Source organism: Bacillus sp. N5-665 (genome assembly GCF_022637375.2).
Taxonomy (GTDB): domain Bacteria; phylum Bacillota; class Bacilli; order Bacillales; family Bacillaceae_G; genus Bacillus_A; species Bacillus_A wiedmannii.
In genome coordinates, this window is record NZ_CP093325.1 from 4,688,448 (window position 1) to 4,712,954 (window position 24,507).

Annotated in this window: 31 protein-coding genes; 8 read left to right on the forward strand and 23 right to left on the reverse strand. The window is 35.9% G+C overall.

The window, feature by feature from the left end:
• Positions 1-185: 185 nt before the first annotated feature.
• From MNO09_RS26665 to MNO09_RS26680, 4 genes are all read right to left on the reverse strand, one after another.
• The gene (locus tag MNO09_RS26665) at positions 186-764 is read right to left on the reverse strand and encodes a TetR/AcrR family transcriptional regulator (RefSeq protein ID WP_033657689.1); all 579 of its coding nucleotides are present in this window, start codon (positions 762-764) and stop codon (positions 186-188) included.
• A 151-nt stretch (positions 765-915) separates the two neighbouring features.
• Positions 916-1,230, reverse strand: coding sequence for a DMT family transporter (locus MNO09_RS26670; RefSeq protein WP_000539678.1), 315 nt, complete (start codon positions 1,228-1,230; stop codon positions 916-918).
• A 2-nt stretch (positions 1,231-1,232) separates the two neighbouring features.
• Positions 1,233-1,577, reverse strand: coding sequence for a DMT family transporter (locus tag MNO09_RS26675; RefSeq protein WP_000796014.1), 345 nt, complete (start codon positions 1,575-1,577; stop codon positions 1,233-1,235).
• Between the two features lie 1,076 nt (positions 1,578-2,653).
• A complete protein-coding gene (locus MNO09_RS26680; RefSeq protein ID WP_000288054.1) occupies positions 2,654-3,013 on the reverse strand; it encodes a MerR family transcriptional regulator in 360 nt (119 codons plus the stop codon).
• Between the two features lie 137 nt (positions 3,014-3,150).
• Here MNO09_RS26680 and MNO09_RS26685 point away from each other — a divergent pair, with 137 nt between their 5' ends.
• Complete coding sequence (locus MNO09_RS26685; protein ID WP_000878087.1) at positions 3,151-3,921, forward strand: SDR family NAD(P)-dependent oxidoreductase; 771 nt, start codon at positions 3,151-3,153, stop codon at positions 3,919-3,921.
• 66 nt (positions 3,922-3,987) lie between these two features.
• Here MNO09_RS26685 and MNO09_RS26690 read toward each other — a convergent pair whose 3' ends face one another.
• Both MNO09_RS26690 and MNO09_RS26695 read right to left on the reverse strand, forming a co-directional pair.
• Positions 3,988-4,443, reverse strand: a complete 456-nt coding sequence (locus tag MNO09_RS26690) for an N-acetyltransferase (RefSeq protein WP_000689153.1) — start codon at positions 4,441-4,443, stop codon at positions 3,988-3,990.
• Between the two features lie 128 nt (positions 4,444-4,571).
• Positions 4,572-5,066 carry an Lrp/AsnC family transcriptional regulator gene (locus tag MNO09_RS26695; protein WP_000446101.1) on the reverse strand — a complete coding sequence of 165 codons (495 nt, stop codon included), beginning with the start codon at positions 5,064-5,066 and terminating at the stop codon, positions 4,572-4,574.
• A 205-nt stretch (positions 5,067-5,271) separates the two neighbouring features.
• Between MNO09_RS26695 and MNO09_RS26700 the strand changes: the two genes are divergently transcribed.
• Entirely contained in the window at positions 5,272-6,183 is a 912-nt protein-coding gene (locus tag MNO09_RS26700; RefSeq protein WP_001146286.1) for a DMT family transporter, read from the forward strand.
• A gap of 32 nt (positions 6,184-6,215) precedes the next feature.
• On the opposite strand, the gene MNO09_RS26705 is transcribed toward MNO09_RS26700, so the two are convergent.
• The 9 genes from MNO09_RS26705 to MNO09_RS26745 form a co-directional block, all read right to left on the reverse strand.
• Entirely contained in the window at positions 6,216-6,698 is a 483-nt protein-coding gene (locus MNO09_RS26705) for a DUF6241 domain-containing protein (RefSeq protein ID WP_000758757.1), read from the reverse strand.
• 87 nt (positions 6,699-6,785) lie between these two features.
• Positions 6,786-7,187, reverse strand: a complete 402-nt coding sequence (locus tag MNO09_RS26710; RefSeq protein WP_001126716.1) for a nuclear transport factor 2 family protein — start codon at positions 7,185-7,187, stop codon at positions 6,786-6,788.
• A gap of 155 nt (positions 7,188-7,342) precedes the next feature.
• Positions 7,343-7,747 (reverse strand): DoxX family protein, encoded by a 405-nt coding sequence (locus tag MNO09_RS26715; RefSeq protein WP_001077758.1) that lies wholly within the window; start codon positions 7,745-7,747, stop codon positions 7,343-7,345.
• 152 nt (positions 7,748-7,899) lie between these two features.
• The gene (locus MNO09_RS26720) at positions 7,900-8,973 is read right to left on the reverse strand and encodes a DUF871 domain-containing protein (protein ID WP_000580645.1); all 1,074 of its coding nucleotides are present in this window, start codon (positions 8,971-8,973) and stop codon (positions 7,900-7,902) included.
• A gap of 48 nt (positions 8,974-9,021) precedes the next feature.
• Positions 9,022-10,386 carry a PTS transporter subunit EIIC gene (locus tag MNO09_RS26725; RefSeq protein ID WP_000711310.1) on the reverse strand — a complete coding sequence of 455 codons (1,365 nt, stop codon included), beginning with the start codon at positions 10,384-10,386 and terminating at the stop codon, positions 9,022-9,024.
• 24 nt (positions 10,387-10,410) lie between these two features.
• Entirely contained in the window at positions 10,411-11,295 is an 885-nt protein-coding gene (gene murQ / locus MNO09_RS26730; RefSeq protein ID WP_000892378.1) for an N-acetylmuramic acid 6-phosphate etherase, read from the reverse strand.
• Between the two features lie 155 nt (positions 11,296-11,450).
• Positions 11,451-12,314: a MurR/RpiR family transcriptional regulator gene (locus MNO09_RS26735; RefSeq protein WP_000648178.1), complete on the reverse strand. Its 864-nt coding sequence runs from the start codon at positions 12,312-12,314 to the stop codon at positions 11,451-11,453.
• 29 nt (positions 12,315-12,343) lie between these two features.
• Positions 12,344-12,658 carry a hypothetical protein gene (locus MNO09_RS26740; protein ID WP_001223246.1) on the reverse strand — a complete coding sequence of 105 codons (315 nt, stop codon included), beginning with the start codon at positions 12,656-12,658 and terminating at the stop codon, positions 12,344-12,346.
• 125 nt (positions 12,659-12,783) lie between these two features.
• Positions 12,784-14,007, reverse strand: coding sequence for a cation:proton antiporter (locus MNO09_RS26745; RefSeq protein WP_050552155.1), 1,224 nt, complete (start codon positions 14,005-14,007; stop codon positions 12,784-12,786).
• Between the two features lie 180 nt (positions 14,008-14,187).
• On the opposite strand from MNO09_RS26745, the gene bcaP reads away from it, so the two are divergent.
• Positions 14,188-15,591 (forward strand): branched-chain amino acid transporter BcaP, encoded by a 1,404-nt coding sequence (gene bcaP / locus MNO09_RS26750; RefSeq protein WP_000838746.1) that lies wholly within the window; start codon positions 14,188-14,190, stop codon positions 15,589-15,591.
• A gap of 28 nt (positions 15,592-15,619) precedes the next feature.
• On the opposite strand, the gene MNO09_RS26755 is transcribed toward bcaP, so the two are convergent.
• The 3 genes from MNO09_RS26755 to MNO09_RS26765 all read right to left on the reverse strand — a co-directional run bounded on the left by MNO09_RS26755 (position 15,620) and on the right by MNO09_RS26765 (position 18,548).
• The gene (locus tag MNO09_RS26755) at positions 15,620-15,790 is read right to left on the reverse strand and encodes a hypothetical protein (RefSeq protein ID WP_001174855.1); all 171 of its coding nucleotides are present in this window, start codon (positions 15,788-15,790) and stop codon (positions 15,620-15,622) included.
• Between the two features lie 12 nt (positions 15,791-15,802).
• Positions 15,803-16,006: a hypothetical protein gene (locus MNO09_RS26760; protein ID WP_088107433.1), complete on the reverse strand. Its 204-nt coding sequence runs from the start codon at positions 16,004-16,006 to the stop codon at positions 15,803-15,805.
• Positions 16,007-16,085: 79 nt separating this feature from the next.
• On the reverse strand, positions 16,086-18,548 hold the full coding sequence (locus MNO09_RS26765; protein ID WP_140399261.1) for a LamG-like jellyroll fold domain-containing protein: 2,463 nt from the start codon (positions 18,546-18,548) through the stop codon (positions 16,086-16,088).
• A 351-nt stretch (positions 18,549-18,899) separates the two neighbouring features.
• Here MNO09_RS26765 and MNO09_RS26775 point away from each other — a divergent pair, with 351 nt between their 5' ends.
• The gene (locus MNO09_RS26775) at positions 18,900-19,325 is read left to right on the forward strand and encodes an S-Ena type endospore appendage (RefSeq protein ID WP_002096836.1); all 426 of its coding nucleotides are present in this window, start codon (positions 18,900-18,902) and stop codon (positions 19,323-19,325) included.
• 58 nt (positions 19,326-19,383) lie between these two features.
• Here MNO09_RS26775 and MNO09_RS26780 read toward each other — a convergent pair whose 3' ends face one another.
• The 5 genes from MNO09_RS26780 to MNO09_RS26800 form a co-directional block, all read right to left on the reverse strand.
• Positions 19,384-19,728 carry a DUF3992 domain-containing protein gene (locus MNO09_RS26780; protein WP_000525803.1) on the reverse strand — a complete coding sequence of 115 codons (345 nt, stop codon included), beginning with the start codon at positions 19,726-19,728 and terminating at the stop codon, positions 19,384-19,386.
• A 20-nt stretch (positions 19,729-19,748) separates the two neighbouring features.
• Positions 19,749-20,117, reverse strand: coding sequence for a DUF3992 domain-containing protein (locus tag MNO09_RS26785; protein WP_001277539.1), 369 nt, complete (start codon positions 20,115-20,117; stop codon positions 19,749-19,751).
• 110 nt (positions 20,118-20,227) lie between these two features.
• On the reverse strand, positions 20,228-20,833 hold the full coding sequence (locus MNO09_RS26790) for a DedA family protein (protein WP_000435018.1): 606 nt from the start codon (positions 20,831-20,833) through the stop codon (positions 20,228-20,230).
• 11 nt (positions 20,834-20,844) lie between these two features.
• Positions 20,845-21,126: a YkvA family protein gene (locus MNO09_RS26795; RefSeq protein WP_000733852.1), complete on the reverse strand. Its 282-nt coding sequence runs from the start codon at positions 21,124-21,126 to the stop codon at positions 20,845-20,847.
• Between the two features lie 289 nt (positions 21,127-21,415).
• Entirely contained in the window at positions 21,416-21,778 is a 363-nt protein-coding gene (locus MNO09_RS26800; RefSeq protein WP_000446755.1) for a VOC family protein, read from the reverse strand.
• A 108-nt stretch (positions 21,779-21,886) separates the two neighbouring features.
• Here MNO09_RS26800 and MNO09_RS26805 point away from each other — a divergent pair, with 108 nt between their 5' ends.
• The 4 genes from MNO09_RS26805 to brnQ2 all read left to right on the forward strand — a co-directional run bounded on the left by MNO09_RS26805 (position 21,887) and on the right by brnQ2 (position 24,491).
• Entirely contained in the window at positions 21,887-22,102 is a 216-nt protein-coding gene (locus MNO09_RS26805) for a spore coat associated protein CotJA (protein ID WP_000343267.1), read from the forward strand.
• Between the two features lie 8 nt (positions 22,103-22,110).
• Positions 22,111-22,374 (forward strand): spore coat protein CotJB, encoded by a 264-nt coding sequence (locus tag MNO09_RS26810; RefSeq protein WP_000194954.1) that lies wholly within the window; start codon positions 22,111-22,113, stop codon positions 22,372-22,374.
• Positions 22,375-22,386: 12 nt separating this feature from the next.
• On the forward strand, positions 22,387-22,956 hold the full coding sequence (cotJC, locus tag MNO09_RS26815; protein ID WP_000265283.1) for a spore coat protein CotJC: 570 nt from the start codon (positions 22,387-22,389) through the stop codon (positions 22,954-22,956).
• Positions 22,957-23,174: 218 nt separating this feature from the next.
• Positions 23,175-24,491 carry a branched-chain amino acid transport system II carrier protein BrnQ2 gene (brnQ2, locus tag MNO09_RS26820; protein WP_001260895.1) on the forward strand — a complete coding sequence of 439 codons (1,317 nt, stop codon included), beginning with the start codon at positions 23,175-23,177 and terminating at the stop codon, positions 24,489-24,491.
• The last annotated feature ends 16 nt before the right edge of the window (positions 24,492-24,507 follow it).

Genomic DNA, 24,507 nt, shown 5'->3' on the forward strand with positions numbered 1-24,507 from the left:
CCTCTCAAAAAAATGCCTAAGAAGATTTTTCTTTATCCTGCTATTTGTGGGCTAATCATGAGTAGAAATGCCTCCACCCATTAGAATTTCACTCTATCCTCCCACGCATACATACGTATTAGGTGAATGACTATCATTCATTTCCCCTCAAAAATGAACCTACCTTTTCAGACAGGTTCATCTTACTACTTCTTTATATGTAGTGCATGTGTTAAAAAATCTAGTACTTCTGCCTTTTGTAGCTCGACTTGCTCTTCATCTTTATGATCATATAAATAAACTTGTTCTGCTGCTGATTCAACAAGGGCGATAAATAACTTCGCTGCTCGCTCTGCGTGAACCGAATCACGAATTTCACCAGCTTCTTTCGCCTCACTTAAAAATTCGCTTAGCCACATATAAAGAGGCTCATACACAGCTTCCCATTCTTTTATATGTTCTGTAGATGCAAGACCCGCATACATTAAAGCTTGTATTTCACGATATTCCGCTATAAAGTGAAACACCGCATCTATTACTTGCGTCACTTTACTTGAGAAAGGCGCATCATTTTGCACTTTTTCTTTCACTGCAAGTATCATCTTTTCAACCATCACTTCTGCTATTGCAGGCATAACAGATAACTTAGAAGGAAAATATAAATAGAAAGTTCCTTGTGCAATGCCAGCTAATTTCACGATATCAGAAATCTTCGTTTTTTCAACGCCCTTCTCCTGAAACACTTCAATAGCTGCATAGACAATTTTTTCTTTTTTATTCATCAGCTAAACCCTTTCACACACATATTGAATGACTGTCACTCATTTTATAAGATAATCGATTGTACTGTCAATGATAGTGAATTCTAAGAGGAAATCATTTTTTAATAATAAAAATCTCCTAATAAACCATTAGGAGATAAAATACAATATATCTTTAAGAAAGAGCCTTTAATCCTGTCACTCCGCATACAATAAGAGCCACACTAATGATACGTGCTTTACTTTTCGACTCACCAAATAGGAACATGTTTAATAAAACGGCTCCTGCTGTTCCAATACCAATCCAAACCGCATACGCGACACTTACTTGTAAAAATAAGAAAGATGTATACAAGAATGCAAAGGATGTAGCAAACCCGCCTATATAAATCGCGCCATTTGCTAACGTCTTTTCTTTACTATACATTTTCAGACCGATCACACCGACTATTTCACTAATTGCAGCACAAAATACGAAAAACCAACCCATCTTTAAGCAGCTCCTTCCACAGTTTCTTCTTTATTATCAGCTAACTTTAAACCGATAACGCCAGCTACAACCATCACGATAAAGAATAACTTTCCTACACTAAAACTTCCGCCGAAAAGGAATACATCCATTAAGAAAGTCCCTACCGTACCAGCTCCGGCAAAAATGGCATATACAGTGCCTGTCGCAAGATGTTCACACGCTTTAGAAAGGAAGTGAAAATCAACAGCGATAACTCCTAAAATAATAATCCAATGCCACCAAGTATCGGCTGTATTAAAACCAAACACCCAAAAAATTTCAAAGATACATGTTAATATGACATATAACCAAGCTCTATTTTTCATACCTCTCACCTCTCATGACTGACTATCAGTCATTTTTTTTGTTTTAAAAACATATTCTCTTTCATCACTACTATATATAAACAACTATCATCCTCATTTACCATTATATTTGTTCCATTTCCAAGCTAACTGCATCCTGCCACACAAAAATGACTGAATGTCATTCATATGTATTGTACATGAATATTTTAAAAACTGTCAATGCCGAAAGATTATTTAAAATTTCTTTCATCCGATTTGTATATTTCCTAATAACCTGTCAATACTGCTAGTAACATAATATTTTCTCCACTCCCCCTTGGAGAGATCCCTTTAATAGAGCAGTTAGCTTGTGCTAGTTGCTCTTTTTATTTTTCATCTTTCATAATCCAATTCAATCGCATATTCACTTGATCCAAAATAAATATTTGCTTATGCAATACTATCACGATATTCCTCAATATGAATTCCCGAAAAGTCATTTCAGATTCATTTTAGATCTGATTTTCTTCGTTCTAAATCCGTAATGAGTTGTTTAATTTATTCAGATTTCAAGATGCACATCCTTTTCTACAAAATAGCATTTTCATTCAATTACCATTTCACTTTTTTGTTCTACAATTCGATATGCAATATTTCATATTTCATTATCGCAATATCACTTTATTAACCATCATTTTATATAAATGAGTTCCTATTATGCGTTAAATCAACATTTGTAATTTAATTCCTTATTTAAATCATCTAGATTTTATTTTTAAACACTATATTCGGATAATTATATTGGAATTTCCTGTTCTACACATCCAAGTACATCTTGTGTATTATGTAGGAGAAGAGTAATTAAAAGACTTACTCTTTGCTATTGAGGGAAGAGCCTGAGAGCCATATCAGGCTCTTCTTCGTTTATGTACCTTGTATTAAGATGCGATTTTCAGTGAAAAATCACATTCAAGAAATCATAATTTATCTACTATGAAAATATAAACACTAAATTTTCACATCCAATTTACCGAGCAGTTAGCCTTTGCTAACTGCTCTTTTTTATTTACCAGCACACTGTGAGATTAAATCCATTTTTATCATATATATGTTTTCTATTTATTTTCCAAAGAGGCTTTGTATGCAATAATTTTATTCTCAAGCATCTTTTCTGTAATTACTAAGTTTTCTCTTTGAATCTGAATAGATTTCCTATGATCTTCTAGGAGCTGTAAACGAGCTTCGGTTGTATGCTCCCCTTCTAAATATAACCTAGCGTATTCTCTTATTTTCGTTATTGGCATTTGCGTTTGTTTTAATTTCATAACAAACTGCAACCACTTTATATGCGACTCTGCATACATTCGATTCCCATTTGTATCGCGATTTGCAATTAATATATTTTCCTTTTCATAATAACGTAGTGTATGTGTACTCACTCCTATTAATTTAGCCACCTCGCTAATTGTGTACATACTCTAACTCCCTCCACGTGCTTACCCTCATATATTTTATAGCCTTATCAAATTCATAAAAAACATTTGACTTAGAGTATACTCTAACAAATAAAATCTAACCATAATATATTTATTTGAACTTAGGGGGATTTTATATGAAATACACTGTTATTACTGGTGCTAGTTCTGGAATTGGCTATGAATCGGCTTTAGCCTTTGCAGCTCGCGGAAAGAACTTAATACTTGTAGCTCGAAGACAAGAAGAATTAGACGGATTAAAATTAAAAATTAACGAAATGAATCCGGAATTGGATGTTGTTATTCGAAGAACGGATTTATCTATCACGAAAAATGTTTATAAGCTGTATGAAAACCTACAAGCCTTTCAAATTGAAACGTGGATTAACAACGCAGGGTTTGGTAATTTCGCCTCAATTGCTGAACAAAATTTAAATAAAATAGAAACGATGTTACATGTAAATATAGAAGCACTAACAATACTCTCCTCTCTTTTCGTTCGAGATTATTCAATGGTTGATGGCACACAGCTTATTAACGTTTCATCAGGCGGTGGATACACAATCGTTGCTGATGCTGTTACGTATTGCGCTACGAAATTCTATGTAAGTGCATTTACAGAAGGTTTATCTCACGAATTGAAACAACAAGGTGCAAAACTGCAAGCAAAGGTTTTAGCACCTGGTGCAACTGAAACAGAATTTGCAAAACGTTCATTTGATATTGATGAGTTCCAATACGATAATGTTGTACCGAAATTCCACACCGCAAAACAAATGGCACAATTTATGCTCGATCTTTACGATAGCGATAAAGTTGTAGGGCTTGTCGATGGTTCTACTTATAACTATGAGCTTAAAAATCCCATTTTTAATTTTGCGGTAAGAAAAACGAATTCAAGTTCTTAATTTCCCTATAATATAGAATCCCACTATTACGTAAATAATAGTGGGACTTTTTTCTCTCTGAAAATTTCACCCAACATACCGAATCATCGCCACCTCATCACAATAATCAACTTTTGGACAATGCCTACAATCAATCCATACTTTCTCTGGTAACGCACCTCTATTCACAAAATCAAACCCGCACTTTTGAAAAAATTCCGTTTCATATGTTAAAGAAATGACTCTATTCACTTTTATTTTCGCTGCCTCATTTATTACATGGTTCACTAACATGCGACCGATTCCTTTCCCTGCATATGTATGCGAAACGACTAATGACCGGACTTCTGCAAGGTCCTCCCCTAACACATGTAAACCAGCAACTCCAACGATTTCTTCTCCTTCTTTCATAACATATAAGCATTGTAAGTATTGATAGAGAGATAAAAGAGAACGCGGTAAAACAACTCCCTCTTTTGCATAAACTTCAATGAGACTATAAATTTCTTTCACATCACTCGTAACCGCATTAAAGATTTTCATATTATATCCCCTTGCCCCTAATATTAATATTTATAACCCAAAATGAATTTTAATACATAATTTTATATAATAATACATCTCTCTTTTCTCCCCGTCAATCACTTTATACAAACAAAAAACCAAGCATTCTAATCGATGCTCGGTTCCTCATTTCGGATCGGTAATACTGTCGAATATTTAATTTCACGAAGTGCTAAACTCGTCTGTATCCTTGTAATACCAAGCTTATTCAGCTTTCTAATAAAATGCTCCAGCTCTTTACGATCACGATTTGCAACTTTTAATAAATAATCATACTCTCCTGTTAAACAGTGACATTCTAACACTTCCGGCATCGATTCTAATTCTTTTTCCAACACGTCAAGTTTATCCGATTGATGAATATTCGTACTCATAAAAATGAAGCATAACAAATCAAAACCAAGCTTTTCTTGATTTAAAATGGCTACTTGCTTATCAATGAACCCTTCTCCATCTAATCTTTTTATTCTCGCATGCATCGCAGCTGGTGATAAATTAACGCGTCGCGCAAGCTCTGCATTACTTACTTGAGACTCCTTCTGCAATATATCTAAAATTTGTACGTCTAAATCATCTAACACTTTAATAACAGATGACTCCATTACAATTCCCCCTTTTTTCTTACCGATGATTATTCGAAAAAACATACCTTAACTTATTCAGAACTGAACCTTTTATTGCAAACTACATCTAAAACAAAATATTTTATTGACTTTTAACCATTATACAAAAGAATATATTACACAATAAAGAAAAATGCTAAAATTATTTACAATTCATATTGATTACAACAAAGGGGATTTTAGTATGCCTTATTTTTATGTCTTTTTACTATTACTAACGAGCTTATTATGGGGAGGAAATTTCGTCGTTGGAAAATCGCTCGTTAATCACGCGTCTCCGATGACACTTACAAGTTTAAGATGGATGATTGCGATCGTTTGTTTATTACCGATGGTTTGGTTTAAAGAAAAGAAAATCATTCCACCACGTGCTGCAATACTTCCGTTACTACTAATGGGGATTTCAGGGGTCGCTCTTTTTAACATCTTTCAATTTCTAGCACTAGAAAAAACATCCGCAACGAATGTAGGGCTTATTTCTACATTAAATGCGATTTCAATTGCATTATTTTCAGTATTATTTCTAAAAGAAAAAGTAAATACACTTCAAATTCTATCCATGATTCTTTCATTCTTTGGGGTGGTTCTCGTCCTTTTAAAAGGAAATTTTACACTTCTATTTTCACTACATTTTAATAGCGGAGATTTATGGATGATGGCGGCTGTTTGTATTTGGGGAATGTATTCTGTTTGTAGTAAATGGGCAACAAAAACAACTACACCGCTCATGGCAACATTATACTCTGGTATTTTCGGCGTTATTTTATTACTGCCATTTAACATAGGGAGCTTCACTGTTACAAACATAAATACTTCTTTCCTAACATCACTTTTATATACTGGGCTTATTTCCACAGTTCTTTGTATGGTGTTTTGGAATATTGGCGTGCAAAAATTAGGAGCGACTACATCCGGTATTTTTCTAAACTTCAATCCGATTTTTACAGCTATTTTAGCATTCCTTTTCCTCGGCGAAGAACTAACGTGGATACAAATTTTCGGGACAATGATCGTTGTGACGGGATGTTATTTATTTTCTCATTTCAAAACGGTTACTGTTCAGCCAACTAGAGCTTTAATGCGAAAACATTCTTAATCAAAAACATCGCCATCAAAGTGGCGATGTTTTTATTTACCTTTCATTTCTTTCACATACTGCTTTTCTTCTTCTGGCGATAAACGTTCTGTTGCCTTTCCAGTATCACCACCTTGAATTTCCCACAAAAAGTTATGCTCCTCAACCGTTTGTGAAAAATCCCCTTTCTCCCAACGCTCTAAAGTCGCAAGTAACTTTGATTTATATTTAAAATTTGTACTACTTTCTACAGCCTTCTTGGCGCTAACAATTTCCTTAGTTGTCATTTCAATAAATCCCCATTTTTCAGAGGATTTCACTTTTTGATGTACCATCCTATGCATGGTAGAAATAATTTCATCCTCACTAAATTGTGGCTTCTCTTCCGCAACTTTCTTGTCCTTTTGGCTCATCACTTTTTGTGTTTTAAGACTCTTCTCCTCTTCCTCTATATAATTAAGAAGTTTAGTAACACCGAATACAGCTCCTATCGCAATTACAATGATTGTAATTGCCCCTATTATCCATTTCTTCATATTATGTACTCCCCATTCCCCTAATAATCACATAAACAAATGGAATCGCCTGCGCACAGTCGATTCCATTTGTTTCCTTATTTCATTTTAAACCTTCATCGCTTCTCGTACAATATAACTATCCACATATTGCTTGAATTTTACGATTTTTCCATTTTCAAGCTGCCATACATGAACAAACTCTGCTTCAAATGATTTTCCCGTTTCTTTATAAACTCCTGAATAAACACCTTCAGCAATAATTACATCTTTTCCGTTTACTTCATGGTACATATTTACACTCGCTTTATAATCATGCCATTCTGATCCTAATCGGCTAAATACATTTTCCATTATTGCTTCTACACCTATATAAGTTCCCCCATAAGGGAATCCTTTTGCCTCTGTCCATTCTACTTTTTCAGAGAGGGCTTCTACTAAATGTTTTGCATTTGAAGAAGCTGACCCTTCATACGTGCTTCGAATAATTTCTAAATTTGATTTAGGCATATTACTTCCTCCCGTTTTATTTATTTTTTACACGAGATGTAACCGATAATGTTACATCTTGTGTAAAAAAATATTTAAATTGTTTTATTCTTAATCCACTAGTTGTAATCATTATAGTTACAATTATGATTCAAGTCAACAATTTATAAATAAGTTTACTTCGCTTTCATTACTTTCTCTTTTACGAAGCGATCTACATATCCTTCTGCTTTTACAACGAATAAATACGCGCCCATTGCTAATAATGCAAGATCTAATTCATATCCTGGATTCTTTCCATCTCCTAATAAACCTGCTGCTCCATTTACCTTTACGATAGCTCCAGCTAAAATAAGAGCGAATAACAATCCTACATATCTTACGCCTAAACCGATAATTAATAATATACCACCAACTAATTCAACTGTTGCTACGCCATATGCAAGACCACCTGGTAAGCCGATGCTTGTAAACCATCCCGCTACGTTATCGATACCTGATTGAAACTTCGCTAAACCGTGTGCAAAGAACGTTACTCCTAACACGATACGAATCATTAAATTCCCAATATATTGGTTCATTTTAAACTCTCCTTTTTGTTTTGTTATGGTGAACTTTTATTCACAAGTCAAAACAATACGGTATTTCATTTCATTCGTCAAATACTTTTTTTAAGAAAACAAAAAACATTATCCCTTTTACGGATAATGTTTTCCTACAAAATAGCGCTAATTCAAGCTTTTACTCTATCGCACAAAAAAAGTTGAAACATTTTTCCAGCACCAACATACGGCAATAAAGACAAGTCCTCTTCTACAACCATTCCAACAACATTCACTTTCTCATCCTTAGGCAACTCATGTACAACAACTTGCATCTCTCCTGCATATCTACCGTACAATTCATTATCAATTGTAATGCTGCCTTTCTTTCTTGCAATGGCATCCATCGGCTGTAAAATCACTTTATTCTCCTCTCGTGATTCTACAGAACGAATGACATCACAAGCTGGATCTAGTCTATTTGTATGCACTTGTTCTACCATTTTTAATACTTCACTTTTCTTTATCAATGGCTCATACCGCAGCGGAATAATTCCTCTACTCGCGCTCGCTATCTCTTGTACACTTTCTACACTTCCGCTTATGTCCCCGATTAGCACCTTATCGACACCACAATCTTGTACAAGTTCTAAGTACGCTTCCAGCGGGCGCATATTGCGGTGCTTTTCTAACGTTGGTAAGCCTTCATATAACGGACCACGTTTTTCACCATCTCCCGGAATAAATGCCATCGTTTTTATTCCGCACTCATGTAAGTATTCGTTTTGTTTTTGTAAGAATGATTTTGCTAGTCCTGTTTCTGGACGCGGATAAAAATTATGCCAAGCTTCTACATTCGCTACTTTTATATTTTCTATGATTAACTCTTTCCAAAATGAATCTGTAATCGTACTCGCATTTAAAGCTACTTTCATCTTATGAGATACGCGTGCGATTTCTTTCGGCGTGATGCCGTAGTCCATTCGTAAACCAGTAATGCCCCAGTCTACTAACTCTTCGACATTTTCGTACGTCATTCCTAAATGGTATAACGATTTTGGAGAAACATCCACCATTAATTCCATGTCATATTTGAGCGCTTGCTTCCCAAGTATTTGAATTAACTCTTTATACGTACCAGGATCATCCTCTGGTATATGAAGTGATGTAAAAATAGATAAAAACCCGTTTTCCTTCGCCACTTTTAGCCACTCTTCTTGCTTCTGTACTCGTTCTTTTGAAAGATAAATTGAAACTCCTATCATATGAATCTCCCTTTCTATGAATAGAAAAAGAGAAAGGAATCCCTTTCTCTATATGTTTTCTGCCATTTCTTCTTTAAATCCGAAGAAGTACGTAAAGATAAATCCAAAAGTATATGCCACAACTAACCCAAGGAAATATAATAAATATTTATTATCAGCAATTAACGGAATTAATGATAATCCTGATACGCCAATTCCGAGTGCGGCTGTTTTCATAACTGCTTGGAATGCACCACCGACAGCTGCACCTAAACAAGCTGTAAGAAACGGTTTCCCAAGTGGTAATGTAACCCCGTATAATAACGGTTCGCCAATTCCTAAAAAGCCAACTGGTAATGCACCTTTAATTACGTTACGAAGTCGTTTGTTTTTTGTTTTTACAAAAATCGCAATCGCTGCTCCTACTTGCCCAGCTCCAGCCATTGCTAGTACTGGTAATAAAGGCGTTACGTGCGTTTGATTAATAAACTCCATATGAATCGGTGTCAAACCGTGATGTAATCCGACCATAACGAGTGGTAAAAATGTTCCCGCAAGCACTGCTCCCGCAAACGCTCCACCAATACTTAAAATGCCGTTAATTCCGCTTGTAATTCCTTCAGATAAGAAACCTGCTACCGGCTGAATGGCTAACATCGTTACGATACTTACTACTAATACAGTAATGAGTGGTGTCACGATAATATCAACTGCATTTGGCACTGCTTTTCGAACTTGTCTTTCTACTACAACCATAAGCCATGCTGCAAAAATAACTGCAAACAATCCACCCCGTCCGGGTACGAGCGCTTCACCGAATAATTTTACATTCGCCATCGCCGGGTTAAAAATTAAAATACCAGCAATCGCCCCAAGAACTGGTGTCCCGCCAAATTCTTTCGCTGTATTCCAGCCGACTAAAATCCCTAAGAATGTAAAGATACCGCCGCCAATAAGTAGTAACATTTGTAGCCACGTTGCATTTGGATCAGCACCTGCGTTTTTCGCAAAGTTAGCAACCCCGTTTATAATTCCTGACGCAACAAGACCTGGAATTAACGGAATGAAAATACTTCCTATTTTTCGTAAAAAGTTTTTCACTGGTGTATTATTTTTCTTCTTAATCTCTGACTTCATCTCTTGCCCAAGATCTTCAAGATGATGATCTGCCACCTCACCAATTCGCAGTCCCGTTAAACCTTCCATTTCAGCAGCTACTTTATTTACTGTCCCTGGGCCAACAACAACTTGAAGCGTCTCATCTTCAATAACGCCCATAACCCCTTCAACCTTTTTCAAAAGGTCCATATTCACTTTACTTTCATCATGAAGCGTTAATCGCAGTCTCGTCATACAATGAGCAATGCCACGAATATTTTTTACTCCCCCAAGTTGCTCTGAAATCTCTTTGGCCATTCTCTCTTCTTTCTTCATAATAGAATCCCCCTCCCTATTATTTTATAGTGCCTTCTTCACAAACCCTTTCGCTTCTTTTAACTTTTCCAGTGCTTCCCCATACTCACACTGCAATAACACCATAACAATCGCAGCTTTCACATTACGTTCTGCTTTTTCATAACACTCTGCTGCTACTTCATAACTAACCCCTGTTGCTTCCACAATAATTCGTTTTGATCGTTCTACTAACTTTTCATTTGTAGATTGAACATCTACCATTAAGTTTTTATATACTTTCCCAACACCAATCATAGAAGCTGTTGAAATCATATTAAGTACTAATTTTTGTGCTGTACCAGCCTTCAAACGCGTTGAGCCTGTTAATATTTCTGCGCCTGTCTCCACTTCTACATTGAGTTTTGCATACTTACTTATTTCAGCATTTTTATTACAAGAAATACTCGCCGTACTAGCTCCCACACTATGTGCGTATTTCAATCCGCCAATTACGTAAGGGGTTCTACCACTTGCGGCAATACCAATCACTGTATCTTTCTCGTTTAATCCAATACTTTTCAAATCTTCTTCTGCTAACTCTTCGCGATCTTCGGCACCTTCCACTGCCTTAGTAAACGCTTTCAATCCACCTGCTATAAATCCTTGCACCATTTTATCTTCTGTGCCAAATGTCGGCGGGCATTCCACTGCGTCTAAAATACCTAAACGACCACTCGTACCAGCCCCAATATAAATTAATCGGCCCTCTGCTTCAAAAGATTTAATAACAGTCTGTACGACCTTTTCAATTTGTTCTATCTCTTTTTCAACTGCTAACGCAACAGTTCGATCTTCTTCATTCATACTCTGTAACACTTCTTTTATACTCATCTCATCTAGATTCGTCGTTTTCTCATTACGGTGTTCTGTCGATAAATTTTCTAACATATTGCCACCCTCTTTGAAATTATATTTCACACTTTTATTATAACTTCGAGAAATTAAAAATCAATATTACTTTCTTATTTTATGAAATAAAATTTCATAAAATGACATATTTGTGTCAAAGATAATAAAAAAGATGAGTCCCCTCATCTTTTCTTCTACTTTAACTTCCGTAACCGCACTGCTTCTTCTCGCGTCTCCATAAATTGATCCAACACTTTATTACCAATACGATTAAAAGTAATCACATATAAAGCATCAATCATATTCAGTTGTGTCATTCTAGAAGCAATACTTGCAATACGATGATCTTGCTCTACATCTGGCATACAAAGACGAATATCCGCCTCTTTATATAACGGTGATGATTGGTCAAGCTTTGTAATCGCAATAACTGTTGCACCTTGTCTCTTCGCATATTGCGCCATTTCAAGTACATCTTTCGTACGACCAGATGTTGAAATCGCAACAAATATATCGCCCTCTTTTAAATTCGTTACAAGCGGCAACATCATATGAAAATCAGATAGCATCATCGCTGTAAATCCGAGCCTTGTAAATTTATAAGCCCCGTCCATCGCCGGAGTAGCTGATCCGCCTACTCCATAAAATATAATTTTACCCGCATTTACAATACGATCTGCAGCTTTCTCAAGTTCCTTTTTATCTATCGCAGTAACGCTCGCCTCAATTGCAGCTTTATTCACATACGTAACTTTATTAAACAAGTCATACGGTCCATCTTCCGTATTCATAACTGAAAAATCATTAATATTATAATCAGCAATCGTCAATTCACGAACGAGCGCGATTTTAAATGCTTTAAAGCTTCCAATCCCAATCGACTTACAAAAGCGAACAACACTCGCCTCACTTGCGCCCGCATTCGTTGACACTTCTTTCGTCGTTAAGTTCGGAACAATTTCTGCATTCCCCATTATGTACATGGCAACCTTCTTTTCAGCTGGTGAAAATTGATCCATATTACTTTCAATTTTAAATAGTAATGTTGAAGCTTTCACTATTTAACCTCCACTTCTTACGGTTGCTTTCACTTATTTTCTCTTGCTTCAAAAAGATAAAAACCATCATCGCCAGGAGGATGGTGAACAATTACAGTTCGATCCCCTCTTTTATATGACGTTATTTCACCTTCAGATCGCTGTTTTTCCCATCCATGTATCCAAATTGCAAAGTCAGGTACAAAAGCAGTGTAATTATAGTCTTTCGGGTTTTCGTCTTCTACATAGGAAGAAAAAATAGAAACAGGAAAGTCTTTCACTTTTGACTCTTTCCATGCAGTAAATGGTATACATAGCGCAATAAGTATGATTATACCGATAACCTTCCCCTTCGTAATCCTCACACATTTTCTCTCCTCGACTTATCATATACGTAGATTTTAACATAATTACAACCTATTCACGCTATATGACTATTGCTTTTTCCAATAAAAAAAAAGCTTACCTACATGAGATAAGCTCTTCCTCTCTATACAAAATATTTTTTCAAAAGCGGCGGCGTAATAATCGTCGTTAATATAACAACAATAACAATCGCTGTGAAATTTTCTTTCGCTAATAAATTCGCCGCAAGTCCATTTGCTGCGATGATAAGCGCCACTTCTCCGCGCGAAACCATCCCCGCACCAATACTAATAGAAGATTGAAGGTTGAACCCTGTCAGTCTTGCTCCTAAACCTGATCCGATTAACTTTGTAAAAATTGCAATAAGCGTCATGATGATAATGAACCAAAGCTGGCTTCCGATACCTTGAAATGTAATTTCCATTCCAATACTTACGAAGAACACCGGTACAAATATCGCATAAGCAATCGGTTCAATTTTATGTTCTACTTCGTGCTTATACTCTGTTTGCGAAATGGCAATTCCGGCTGCAAATGCCCCAATAATACCTGCGATCCCCATCATTTCACTGTAATACGAAAATGAGAAACAAATAATAAGAGCTGCACTAATTAACGCCTCTGTTACGCGAAGTGGTACGAGCATTTTCATAATCCATGGAACAACTTTCCAAGAGATGAAAACGATACTGACAAAAAAGATAATTTTCTTTGCAATGACAAGCGTTACATTTACATCTTGTGTACCTAAAAAACTCATCACAAATGCTAATAAAATAACAACAATTACATCATCAAATACAGCTGCCCCTAAAATCGTCGTACTTTCTCTCGTATTCATTTTCCCTAAATCTCTTAATGTTTGAACAGAAATACTAACGGAAGTGGCACAAAGTAATAACCCTAAAAAGATCGCATGCGACTGTAACATTCCAAACGCAAGTCCCGCTAAATACCCACCAAGGAATGGGAAAATAATTCCCCCCATCGCTACTGCGAATGCAGATTTCAAATTCCGATTTAACTCTTCTAAATCTGTTTCAAGCCCTGCCATAAACATAAGTAGTAAAACACCAATTTCACTCAGTTCATCGATCAATTCAGAACTATTAATAATACCAAGCACAGCCGGACCGATAATAATACCAACGATTAATTTACCAAGTACAGAAGGCTGGCCAAGTCTCACGCTAATATCACCAGCTAATTTCGTACAAAGTAAAATGACGACAAGTTCAAAATAAAATAACATAACATCTTCTCCTACTTTATAAAGTGAAACTTTTATGAGTGGTTTTGTCACTCTGTTAACCCTCGTCCATTTCTGCAAGTAGTTTCCCCTATTCATCCGCATTTTATTTGTCATATTTTTATTTGACAAAATATTCTGAATTATATTAAGATTAATCCAGCAATTTTAAAAAACTACATACCATAACTGTACCTCCATTTACTTACATACTCTCTTCTAGTGGGCTCATACTATATTCGCAGTTATGGAAATGAAAAAACGGGGGGAGAGTCCAAAGTGAAGTCATTATTACGAAAAAAGCCACTTAGTACTGAATCACCACGGCAGTTAGAGAGAACATTAACTGCACTTGATTTAACTTTTTTAGGAATTGGCGCCGTAATTGGGACAGGGATCTTTGTATTAACAGGTATTGTCGCAGCGAAACATTCTGGTCCTGGTATTATGTTATCATTCCTTATTGCTGCATTTACTTGTGCTTGTGTAGCCTTTTGCTATGCCGAATTTGCTTCTTCTATTCCTGTCTCTGGAAGTGTGTATACTTACGCATACATGACAGTCGGAGAAGTCGTCGCCTTCATCGTCGGCTGGTGTTTAATGCTCGAATATTTACTTGCAGTCGCGGCTGTAGCTGTCGGTTGGTCTGGTTATTTACAATCTTTACTACAAGGGTTTAACATCCATCTGCCCACCATAATCGCCTCGGCCCCTGGCGTAGGAAAAGGCGGCATTATCGATTTACCAGCTGTTTGTATTTTACTACTCATTACGGGCCTTTTAAGTTTCGGTATACGCGAAAGCGCACGCATTAATAATGTTATGGTTCTTATCAAGTTAGCTGTTATTATCGCCTTTATCGTAGCAGGCGCAAAATATGTAAAACCTGAAAATTGGACGCCGTTCATTCCATTCGGATACGACGGTATCATTACTGGAGCTGCCACTGTATTCTTCGCCTTCTTAGGCTTTGATGCAATCGCCACCGCGGCAGAAGAAACGAAAAAACCACAGCGCGATTTACCAATTGGCATTATCGGTTCTCTTCTTATTTGTACTGTTTTATACATGATTGTATCTTTCGTTTTAACAGGTATGGTTCCATATACACAATTAGATGTTTCTGATCCAGTTGCGTTTGCCTTACATTTCGTTGGCGAAGATACAATTGCAGGACTTCTCGCTGTTGGCGCGATGACTGGAATGACAACCGTCCTCCTAGTCGTTATGTACGGACAAGTTCGCGTTTCTTATGCGATGAGCCGCGACGGACTACTTCCAAAAGCGCTAGCACGTGTAAATAAAAAAGTAAAAGTCCCTTTATTAAACACATGGATCACTGGTGTTGTTGCCGCTTTATTAGCAGGACTTCTAGACCTACATCTACTTGCTAATTTAGTGAACATCGGTACGCTAACAGCCTTTACATTCGTTTGCTGCGCAGTACTCATTTTACGAAAAACACATCCTGACTTAAAACGTGGATTCCGCGCACCTTTTGTACCTGTATTACCAGTTGTTGCAATTCTTTGCTGTTTATATTTGATGATTAATTTGTCTAAAACGACATGGATTAGCTTTATAGCTTGGCTTATAGTTGGCTTATGCTTCTATTTCTTCTACTCTAGAAAACATAGTCATTTAGCTACTGAAAAAACAAATGATGGAGAGAAAAAAGCATAACAAAATAGCTCGCCGATAAAACGGTGAGCTATCTTTCTGTATTATTATATTTTTTCGTTAACGATTGTAAAATGAAAAATATGCCGATGCAAGCTGTAAACGATGCCCAATTTCCTATCGGTGTAGAATATTTTAAAACGCCAATACCTACAAGCACTATGAAAAGAATCACCTGATATATGAGCTTCCACTTTTGCATATATTCCCTCCTTTACTTCGTTCCCTTCTTTTTCTTCTTCCATGCATTTAGACTATCAAAGAAGAAATTAATAAATAACGTGCCTAAACCCGCTAATAAAAACGTCATTAGAAATAGAACCCATATACTTTTTTCTTTTAAGAAATAATATCCTACAAGGAGCACAACCACGATCCATACATATTCAAGAATTCTTTTTAGCTTTTTCTCTTCCAAATTATTCGCTCCCTCATTCTATACTATTTTTAGTATAACAAAAAAGAAGCCTATCATGATAAGCTTCTTTTCTTCTCTCTTATTTGTTTATGCTTTTTTCAACGAGTGAAATCGCATATTCCATCGTACGATTCATCGTTTCTACTTGTGCATCTTTTACTTTCGCATCTTTTAACACAGATTCTGCCACTGTAATTTTTTGACTCAATGATTTCACTGAACCATCCGTTACATTTGCAGCTTGCGCTTTTTTCACCACTGCTTTTGCAGTTTCAATATTGATTTGTAATTTTTCTTTCGGTGTTTTCGGTTGTTCTTCTGCTACTTTAGATTGTACAAATGTTACATTAGCTGTTTTTAATTCGTTATACGCTTGAACGATTTGCTCTCCAGTACTTCCTACATTTTCAAATGCTTGCTTTGCAGTGTTATAGCTTTTCTCTAGTGCTTGAAATGCTTCCTTTGAATATTGACCTGGTTTGTCACCAAACTCATACGTACCAGCTAACACTTCTTTTACTTTTCCAAGCTCTTCATATAACGCGTTTACTTGCTCTAATTTTGTACGATTAGAAAACTCATTATATGCTGCTAATACTTCTGAAGAACTTAACGCTTTACTATATAATTTTGCAAGCGCAATTTGTCCGTTTAACGGAATACCGCCATTCCCGTTGCTATCTGGATCTGCACCAAGTGCAAATGGTACGTTCGGGTGATATACTTTCCCTGTAGCTGGTTGGCTATTTACTTTTTTACCATCTACGTAAATGGCTACTTCACTTCCATTATACGTTCCAGTTAAATGGTACGTTTTATTTGCCTCTAATTGCACGCCAACACGCTTATAGCTACCGCCAATATGAGCCCATAATTCTACATAACCACTTCCTGTAGATTCAAAGCCAATTCCGCCGCTCTCTGTATTTTGTAAAATACCTTGCCCACGGATTTCATTCATTGAAAACACAGTTTCTAACGTAAATGTATTTGCTACTTTCTCTTTTTGTGCTGCTGAAAACGGAAGATATCCAAATGTATTTGCTTTTCCGTTTAGCTTCATAGCATTCTTTTTCAACGCTTTATCATATTCAATAGTCACATTACCCTTAACATCACCTTTTGTACCAAATGATGAATTGTCTTTAAATGTACCATCTGCAAAGTTCACATCAAAAACATCCGCCTTTGGTACTTTCACATTCGGATCAATATTATCTTTTTTCGTAGTAACCTCTGCCGTTAATGGTTGTGCACTTTCATTGCCGAATGAATCAATCGCAACGACTTCCAGTGTATATGTTTTCCCGCCATCTAGTCCTGCAAGCGTAAATGTCAGTTCTTTCGGCACTGGATCACGATAAAACTCTGAGAATGCTAACAATTTATTCTTTATTTCTCCCGTTTGCTTATCTCTCGCTTGTACACGGTAAGAATGAACAAGAAGGTTGTCCAACGCTTGCTGGAATGTTACTGTTGCTGCATTTTCTGTTACATTTGATACCGATAACTTCGCATCTTTTGCAAAGTAAGGCTTTTCTTTATCACGATCTTCTACATGTGTAAATGTCTCTTTCTTTGATGGCAACTGAATTTTCCAAGGCTCGCCTGTCCAAGAATTTGTATGGAAATCACGGCGATTAATCGTTACTTCTTTATCATCTACTTCTACTAATAAACCTTGGCTTAATGCACGCGATTCTGAAGGAATATTCCCTTGCACTTTGCCACCCTCTACCTCCATATAGCTTACAGAAGAGGTACCAACGGATGTAAAGTCTTTTTGATGAATCGATCTTGGATCATCTAATGGATAATGTGAATGACCTGAAAACGTAATGACTTGTGGATATTCTTTTAATACTGCATTAATTTTTGCACTATCTTTCGTTCCCCATTCTTGACTACCGTACACTGTATCTTTAATATGTTGATGTAAAAATACGAAAATTGGTTTTTCTGGATCATCTTTTTGCGCCTTTGCCATCTCTTCTTTTAACCAATTAATTTGCTTGTCCGAATAATATCCATGAGTTGTTCCATCCTCTGGAGACATAACAAGGAAATGATAACCTTTTACCACATTATGATAATAAATTGATTTCATTCCTGTTTTTTCTAAGAAACGCTTCTGTGCTCCTTCTACAGATAAACCATTCCAATAATCATGATTACCAAGAGAATTCATTCGTACCGCATCTTTATTTGCATTTTCATTATATACTTGCATAAAACGATCATATTGTTGTACCGATCCTGAATCAGTAAAATCTCCCACAATTACGAACGCATCTTGCTTTGGTGCAAGTGTATTAAACTGTTCAATCGCTCTTTTCCAGCGAAACGTATCATCCGTTCCACTATTTTTAATATGTACATCACTCACAACTGGAAAAACTATCTTCTTTTCACTTGGTGCCTTTTCTTGCTTCTTCTCTTCCGCTTTGACTGATGTACTCCACGGAACTGATACGAATGCTAATACAAAAAACATTAATAATCCAATAAGACCTTTTACTTTTCGTAAAGCTGTTCTTTCCACGTGAATCCTCCTCATAATAATTAATTCATTACAAGAGCTATTTTATCTAAAACATGTTAATGTCGTTTAAATAACAAATGAATTTTATTAGATTTTTGTAAATATACAGTTAATTAGAGGTTAAGTCCAACATTCCTCATACTATTGTATACAACCACCTTTTGTCTAAAAGAGTCTGATCATTCTTTTCCTATGACTATTCACATATAATCTTTTCTATAACACTAATGATAAATTAAAGTTTAAGCCTATTGGACAATCTTAATTTTTAACATTTCCTTCTTTTTTAACACATCGGCCATGCTTCTACATTTAATAGTAGTAAAAGACAACTTAAAAGGAGGGGTTATATTGAGGAACAAAAAAAATATTGGCTGTTTCGCTCCTTTATCTATTATTTGTCCAGACCCTTGTCCACCACCCCCTCCCCCAAATCCAAATTGCGAGCGAGTAACAAATGAATTTGCAGGGAATTTCCTCATAACTAATAACACCATCCCATCTGCCAAAGATGCATTACAATCAATGATACTATGGAAAAGTGATAGGATACTACTTATATCAGGTACTGTCTCGGTTTACAATAGTACTAGCAGCACAGAAGCAATTACAATTCAAATCACTGGAGCAGTAACTAATATTTTCACTGTGTTTCCTGGTAATACTATATCTTACACAGGAAAAGACTTACAATCTGTCAGTATTATTAATATACAAAGTGATCCTTCACTATATTTAGAAGGCAAGTACTGTTGCCAATTTACATGTTGCTTATAGAATACCAATTTCATTACTTTCTCAATTAAAAAAGCATACCATTCACGGTATGCTTTTTTTATGAAATCGGATAACGTACAGTAATACAAAACTCTCCTTGATTAACAGTTGTTCCTGTCGTAGTAATTCGAACAGTAGTAAAATATCGTACAGTGAAAGTACCACTACTTTGTGGTTGTACAGTAATTGTATCAACTACTGTAGCACCTACTAAAAAATCAACTGTAATGGGATTCGCGCCTACATCATATTTCACATAACCTGAACCATATACTTCTTGTGTAATATTATTCGTATATACAATTTGAGTACCAGCACCTGTAATAGACCAGTCTGTACATACTTGATCTTGCACAAGTGTTTTATTAGAACAACAAGACAAACCGGAACTTCTCATTCCCATTTCAATCCTCTCCTATTCTACTATGAAAGTGGATAGCGTGTTGTAATACAAAATTCTCCCTGATACGTTCCAGCAGGTGTTGCAGGTAACACAACTTGTATACTATCAAAGCGGCGATACGTAAAAGCGATACTCGTTCCTGGGTTTAATATTTGTGTATCAATTGTAGCCCCAGCAGAATCAAGCGCTTCTACAGTAATTGGACCTGGACCAACATCATATTTAACAAAACCAGTACCAACTACATTTTGGTTAATATTATTTGTATAAAGAACATTATCAATTGCTGTTGCAACTACAGTAGCAGACCACGGACTACACACTTTATCTTGTACATAATTTTTATCTGGACAACAAGTTAATGCTGACCCTGAGCACTCACAAGACATAGTTGTTTCCCCTCTCTCTTTTATATTCCCTATATGTGTATGTCCCTCAGAGTCTTTTGCCTGTACTATTCATCTATTTTCAAAAAATATGAAAATTTCAGTACCACTGACTAGATAGATTCAGTTTTATTTCGTTTTTTCATAAATTTATAGATAAAGATACTAGCCACGATAAGAAGTACGCCTCCTAATATCGGTAACATATATTGTCCAACAACATCCGCAGCCTTTTCCCAATGCGGCCCTAATTTCATTCCAAAATAGACATATAAAGTCGTTAACGGGAACATTGCTACAAATGTATATATGCTAAATTTCCATATATTCATTTTCGCCATTCCACATGGAACAGAAATAAGCGTTCGAACCCCTGGCACAAAGCGTCCAACAAATGCTACAACTGGTCCATATTTCTCAAAGAAATCATCTGCTTTTTGAATTTGCTCTTCTTTAATAAAGAAGTATTTCCCGTATTTTATTAATAGAGGACGGCCACCGTAATAACCGAGTGCGTATAACGTTAATGGTCCTGTCGTTCCGCCAAGTGTCCCTGCTAATACAGCTAGCCAAAAATTCATATCTCCCTCGTACACCCAATACCCAACCATAGGCAAAACTACTTCTGCTGGAATAAATTCAAACGTTAATGCTAACACAACTCCAAAATAAGAAAACTGCTTTAAAAACTCGATTATATCTAAAATAATTTGCTCCATATTTTCAACTCCTATCCTACGTTTACGTTATGCTTTTCTTGTAATTGCACTGGCGCCATTTTTACAATTCGGTTCAAAATGAATAACACAATTCCAATATCATCTAAAATACCGATAAACGGCAGGAAGTCTGGAATTAAATCAAGCGGCATCGCAACATACCCAACTAAAAAAGCAACAGATAAAATTTTCTTCTTTATTGAAACCTCTTTTGAAGTAAAAAAGTCAAATAGGAATGGAACGAAACGACGAACATGAAATACAACTCTTAATCTACTAATAAGTTTTTTCATTTTTATTTCTCCTCTCTTTGTATACAAAAAGGACCCTACCAAATATGGTAAGGGTCCTAAAAAAGACAATAAGGGGCCTTTACCATTGCTGGTAAAGGTCTCACTAACAACGAAACGTTGCCAATAAAGCCGAGGGTTTCTCCCTGTAATGACGACTTTACTGTAATAAGTTACTCCCCTTTATATACACAGTTTTATACAATCACATTAAAATATTTGCCTAAGCTTGTCAATATTTTTTTCATTCACCATTCAGATTATTCCATTATAAAAAGCTCTATTCCATATTTTATATTGAAGTAAATTGGAGTGTATAACCATCTGGATCATGAAATATTATTCTAACTTCTTCACCATGGTGCTCTTCTACAAATGATATTTGATAAAACACTAACTTTTTCTTTAACCGCTCGATATTTGTAGTTTTTAACAATAGTTCTTTCACTGATGATATAACGGTCTCTCTATGTTCTCCTAGTCCCCTATTTACAACAAAACAAATTCTCGTTGAACCGATATCATACCACACACCTGTTACACGTATTTGTGGCCTCTCCTTGCTCGGTTTAAACCCTAGAATTCCTTCGTAAAAATATAATGTTTCCTTTAAGTTTTTAGATTCTAATACAATACATGTTGTAACACTTTCCATCCGCACTCCCCCTGCCTCTTTTAGTTTTCTATATGAGTCATAATTTGCAATTATGTACGAATACAATACGTAGTGATGAATATTTCATTTATAAAGGAGGCGTGTAACATGGATGAATTTATGAAATCCTACATACCTTTCCATGGCCCAAACGACCCTTGCCCTCCAATTGGAAAAAAATATTACTCAACTCCCCCACACCTATTTATGGGCTTTCAACCACCTAACCTACCACAATTCCCACCAAAAGAAGCTTTACGAAAAGGAACTCTGTGGCCTGCTTTTTATGATTTTTATGAAAATCCTTACAAAAAAGGACGGTGAATAAAAACGTGACACAGACATTGCCTGATGAATATTACAAATGGATTGAAGAACTACAAGAACTAGACTTTGTATTAGTTGAACTTACCCTCTATTTAGATACGCACCCAAACGATACTGCAGCTATAAATCAATTCAACGATTTCTCCTATAAACGAAGAGTATTACAACAAAAAATCGAAGAAAAATACGGGCCACTCCAGCAGTTCGGAAATAGTTATTCTAACGCTCCATGGGAATGGAGCAAAGGACCGTGGCCATGGCAAATATAAAGGAGAGAGACTATGTGGATTTATGAAAAGAAATTACAATATCCAGTTAAAGTGAGTACTTGTAATCCAGCACTCGCCAAATTATTAGTTGAACAATATGGCGGTGCGGACGGCGAACTCGCTGCTGCTCTTCGCTACTTAAATCAACGTTATACCATTCCTGACAAAGTAGTTGGCTTACTAACCGACATTGGTACCGAAGAATTCGCGCATCTAGAAATGATTGCGACAATGATTTATAAATTAACAAAAGATGCAACACCAGAGCAAATGAAAGCTGCTGGATTAGACGCACAGTACGCTAATCATGATAGTGCTTTGTTTTATCATAATGCTGGTGGCGTTCCTTTTACTGCTACTTATATTCAAGCAAAAGGAGACCCTATTGCAGATTTATATGAAGATATTGCTGCTGAAGAAAAGGCAAGAGCAACTTATCAATGGCTCATTGATTTATCTGACGATCCTGACATAAATGACAGCTTACGCTTTTTACGCGAACGAGAAATTGTCCATTCACAACGTTTCCGAGAAGCAGTTGAAATTTTAAAAGAAGAACGTGATAAAAAAATATTTTTTTAAGACACGTATCCTAGCGATATGTGTTTTTTTTACGTTTAAAGTTAAATCCTTCCTATTAAAGATATAAATAGTATATTTATTCAATTTTACGCATTATTTTAAAATATTTTTAAAATTCCCTATTGCTTTCTAGTCATCAGACCTTTAAAATGGTAACAGTTACTCGACAAATTATTTGAATTTTCGACAAAAACACTCATTAGGAGGATTTTCTTTATATGCGTACAACTTTAAAACCAGCGCAAATACTTTCGATTAGTTTATTACTATTCGCAGTTTTCTTCGGTGCTGGTAATATGATTTTCCCGCCCCTTCTCGGTCTTTCATCCGGAGAAAACATGTGGATTTCCATTACAGGATTTATTATTACAGACGTCGGTTTATCTTTACTAGCTATCGTCGCTGTTGCCCTTGCCGGTGGTAGTTTTAACACTTTAGCAAGCCGTGTTCATCCAAAATTCGCAGCAATATTCGCTATCATTATTTATCTTTCAATCGGCCCACTATTTGTTATTCCACGAACTGGATCTGTATCTTACGAAATTGGGATTGCACCACTTTTCCCGGACCAATGGTACTCTATGTTAATCTTTAGTGCGATTTTCTTTACAGTCGTTTACTTCTTATCATTAAATCCATCAAAATTAGTAGATCATATTGGAAAAATATTAACGCCAATTTTACTTGGAATTATTGCAATTATGGCAACAAAAGCGATTCTTTCACCAGGAACGTTTGCAGAACCTGTTGGTGACTATAAAGAAATTCCATTTTTCAAAGGATTTCTTGAAGGATTTTTAACGTTAGATGCAATTGGTGCTCTCGTATTATCAACAATTGTTGTAAATGCAATTCGCCAAAACGGTATACAAGAGAAAAAATCGATTGCGAAATATACAATTATTTGCGGGAGCATTGCAGCCCTATTCTTAACAATTGTTTATTTCTTACTCGGTTATATCGGCGCTTCAAACGGCAATCTAGGGCAATTCGAAAACGGTGGTCAACTATTAGCTACTGTTATGTATCAATTCTTTGGGACAAGCGGTAATGTTTTATTAAGTATCGCCATTATCTTCGCTTGTTTAACGACAGCAATCGGTGTTGTAAGTGCATTCGCCAACTATTTCGCAACAGTACTAACAAATGTTTCATATAAGAAACTCGTACTATACGTTTGTATATTTAGCTTCGTCATTTCAAACTTAGGATTAAGTTTACTAATAAAAATTACATTACCTGTATTAATCATTTTGTATCCAATTACAATCATTTTAATTTTCGTATCATTTATTGATAAATATACGAAACGTAAACCTTCTGTCTACATCGGAGCAATGCTCGCAGCATTCATTATTAGCTGTATTCATGCACTTGATAATGTGGAATTGATACCAAGTTTTATCGCTAATATCGTACACACCATTCCTTTTTACAACTTAGGAATCGGCTGGATTATTCCAGCAATCATCGGTGGTATAATCGGATACTATATTCCTCAAACAGAAGCTGAAGGTGAAGTTTCTACAAAATAAAATGAAGCAAGCATGA

Excerpts from the sequence above, each read along its gene's own strand:
- MNO09_RS26755 (WP_001174855.1), bottom strand. The coding sequence starts at position 15,790 with ATGCAAAAGTGGAAGCTCATATATCAGGTGATTCTTTTCATAGTGCTT.
- MNO09_RS26785 (WP_001277539.1), bottom strand. The coding sequence starts at position 20,117 with ATGTCTTGTGAGTGCTCAGGGTCAGCATTAACTTGTTGTCCAGATAAA.
- MNO09_RS26790 (WP_000435018.1), bottom strand. The coding sequence starts at position 20,833 with ATGGAGCAAATTATTTTAGATATAATCGAGTTTTTAAAGCAGTTTTCT.
- MNO09_RS26705 (WP_000758757.1), bottom strand. The coding sequence starts at position 6,698 with ATGAAGAAATGGATAATAGGGGCAATTACAATCATTGTAATTGCGATA.
- cotJC (WP_000265283.1), top strand. The coding sequence starts at position 22,387 with ATGTGGATTTATGAAAAGAAATTACAATATCCAGTTAAAGTGAGTACT.
- brnQ2 (WP_001260895.1), top strand. The coding sequence starts at position 23,175 with ATGCGTACAACTTTAAAACCAGCGCAAATACTTTCGATTAGTTTATTA.
- MNO09_RS26795 (WP_000733852.1), bottom strand. The coding sequence starts at position 21,126 with ATGAAAAAACTTATTAGTAGATTAAGAGTTGTATTTCATGTTCGTCGT.
- MNO09_RS26745 (WP_050552155.1), bottom strand. The coding sequence starts at position 14,007 with ATGAATAGGGGAAACTACTTGCAGAAATGGACGAGGGTTAACAGAGTG.
- MNO09_RS26710 (WP_001126716.1), bottom strand. The coding sequence starts at position 7,187 with ATGCCTAAATCAAATTTAGAAATTATTCGAAGCACGTATGAAGGGTCA.
- MNO09_RS26805 (WP_000343267.1), top strand. The coding sequence starts at position 21,887 with ATGGATGAATTTATGAAATCCTACATACCTTTCCATGGCCCAAACGAC.
- murQ (WP_000892378.1), bottom strand. The coding sequence starts at position 11,295 with ATGTTAGAAAATTTATCGACAGAACACCGTAATGAGAAAACGACGAAT.
- MNO09_RS26725 (WP_000711310.1), bottom strand. The coding sequence starts at position 10,386 with ATGAAGAAAGAAGAGAGAATGGCCAAAGAGATTTCAGAGCAACTTGGG.
- MNO09_RS26680 (WP_000288054.1), bottom strand. The coding sequence starts at position 3,013 with ATGTACACAATTAGCGAGGTGGCTAAATTAATAGGAGTGAGTACACAT.
- MNO09_RS26695 (WP_000446101.1), bottom strand. The coding sequence starts at position 5,066 with ATGGAGTCATCTGTTATTAAAGTGTTAGATGATTTAGACGTACAAATT.
- MNO09_RS26715 (WP_001077758.1), bottom strand. The coding sequence starts at position 7,747 with ATGAACCAATATATTGGGAATTTAATGATTCGTATCGTGTTAGGAGTA.
- MNO09_RS26670 (WP_000539678.1), bottom strand. The coding sequence starts at position 1,230 with ATGGGTTGGTTTTTCGTATTTTGTGCTGCAATTAGTGAAATAGTCGGT.
- MNO09_RS26690 (WP_000689153.1), bottom strand. The coding sequence starts at position 4,443 with ATGAAAATCTTTAATGCGGTTACGAGTGATGTGAAAGAAATTTATAGT.
- MNO09_RS26700 (WP_001146286.1), top strand. The coding sequence starts at position 5,272 with ATGCCTTATTTTTATGTCTTTTTACTATTACTAACGAGCTTATTATGG.
- MNO09_RS26800 (WP_000446755.1), bottom strand. The coding sequence starts at position 21,778 with ATGGAAAGTGTTACAACATGTATTGTATTAGAATCTAAAAACTTAAAG.
- MNO09_RS26685 (WP_000878087.1), top strand. The coding sequence starts at position 3,151 with ATGAAATACACTGTTATTACTGGTGCTAGTTCTGGAATTGGCTATGAA.
- MNO09_RS26675 (WP_000796014.1), bottom strand. The coding sequence starts at position 1,577 with ATGAAAAATAGAGCTTGGTTATATGTCATATTAACATGTATCTTTGAA.
- MNO09_RS26780 (WP_000525803.1), bottom strand. The coding sequence starts at position 19,728 with ATGGGAATGAGAAGTTCCGGTTTGTCTTGTTGTTCTAATAAAACACTT.
- MNO09_RS26720 (WP_000580645.1), bottom strand. The coding sequence starts at position 8,973 with ATGATAGGAGTTTCAATTTATCTTTCAAAAGAACGAGTACAGAAGCAA.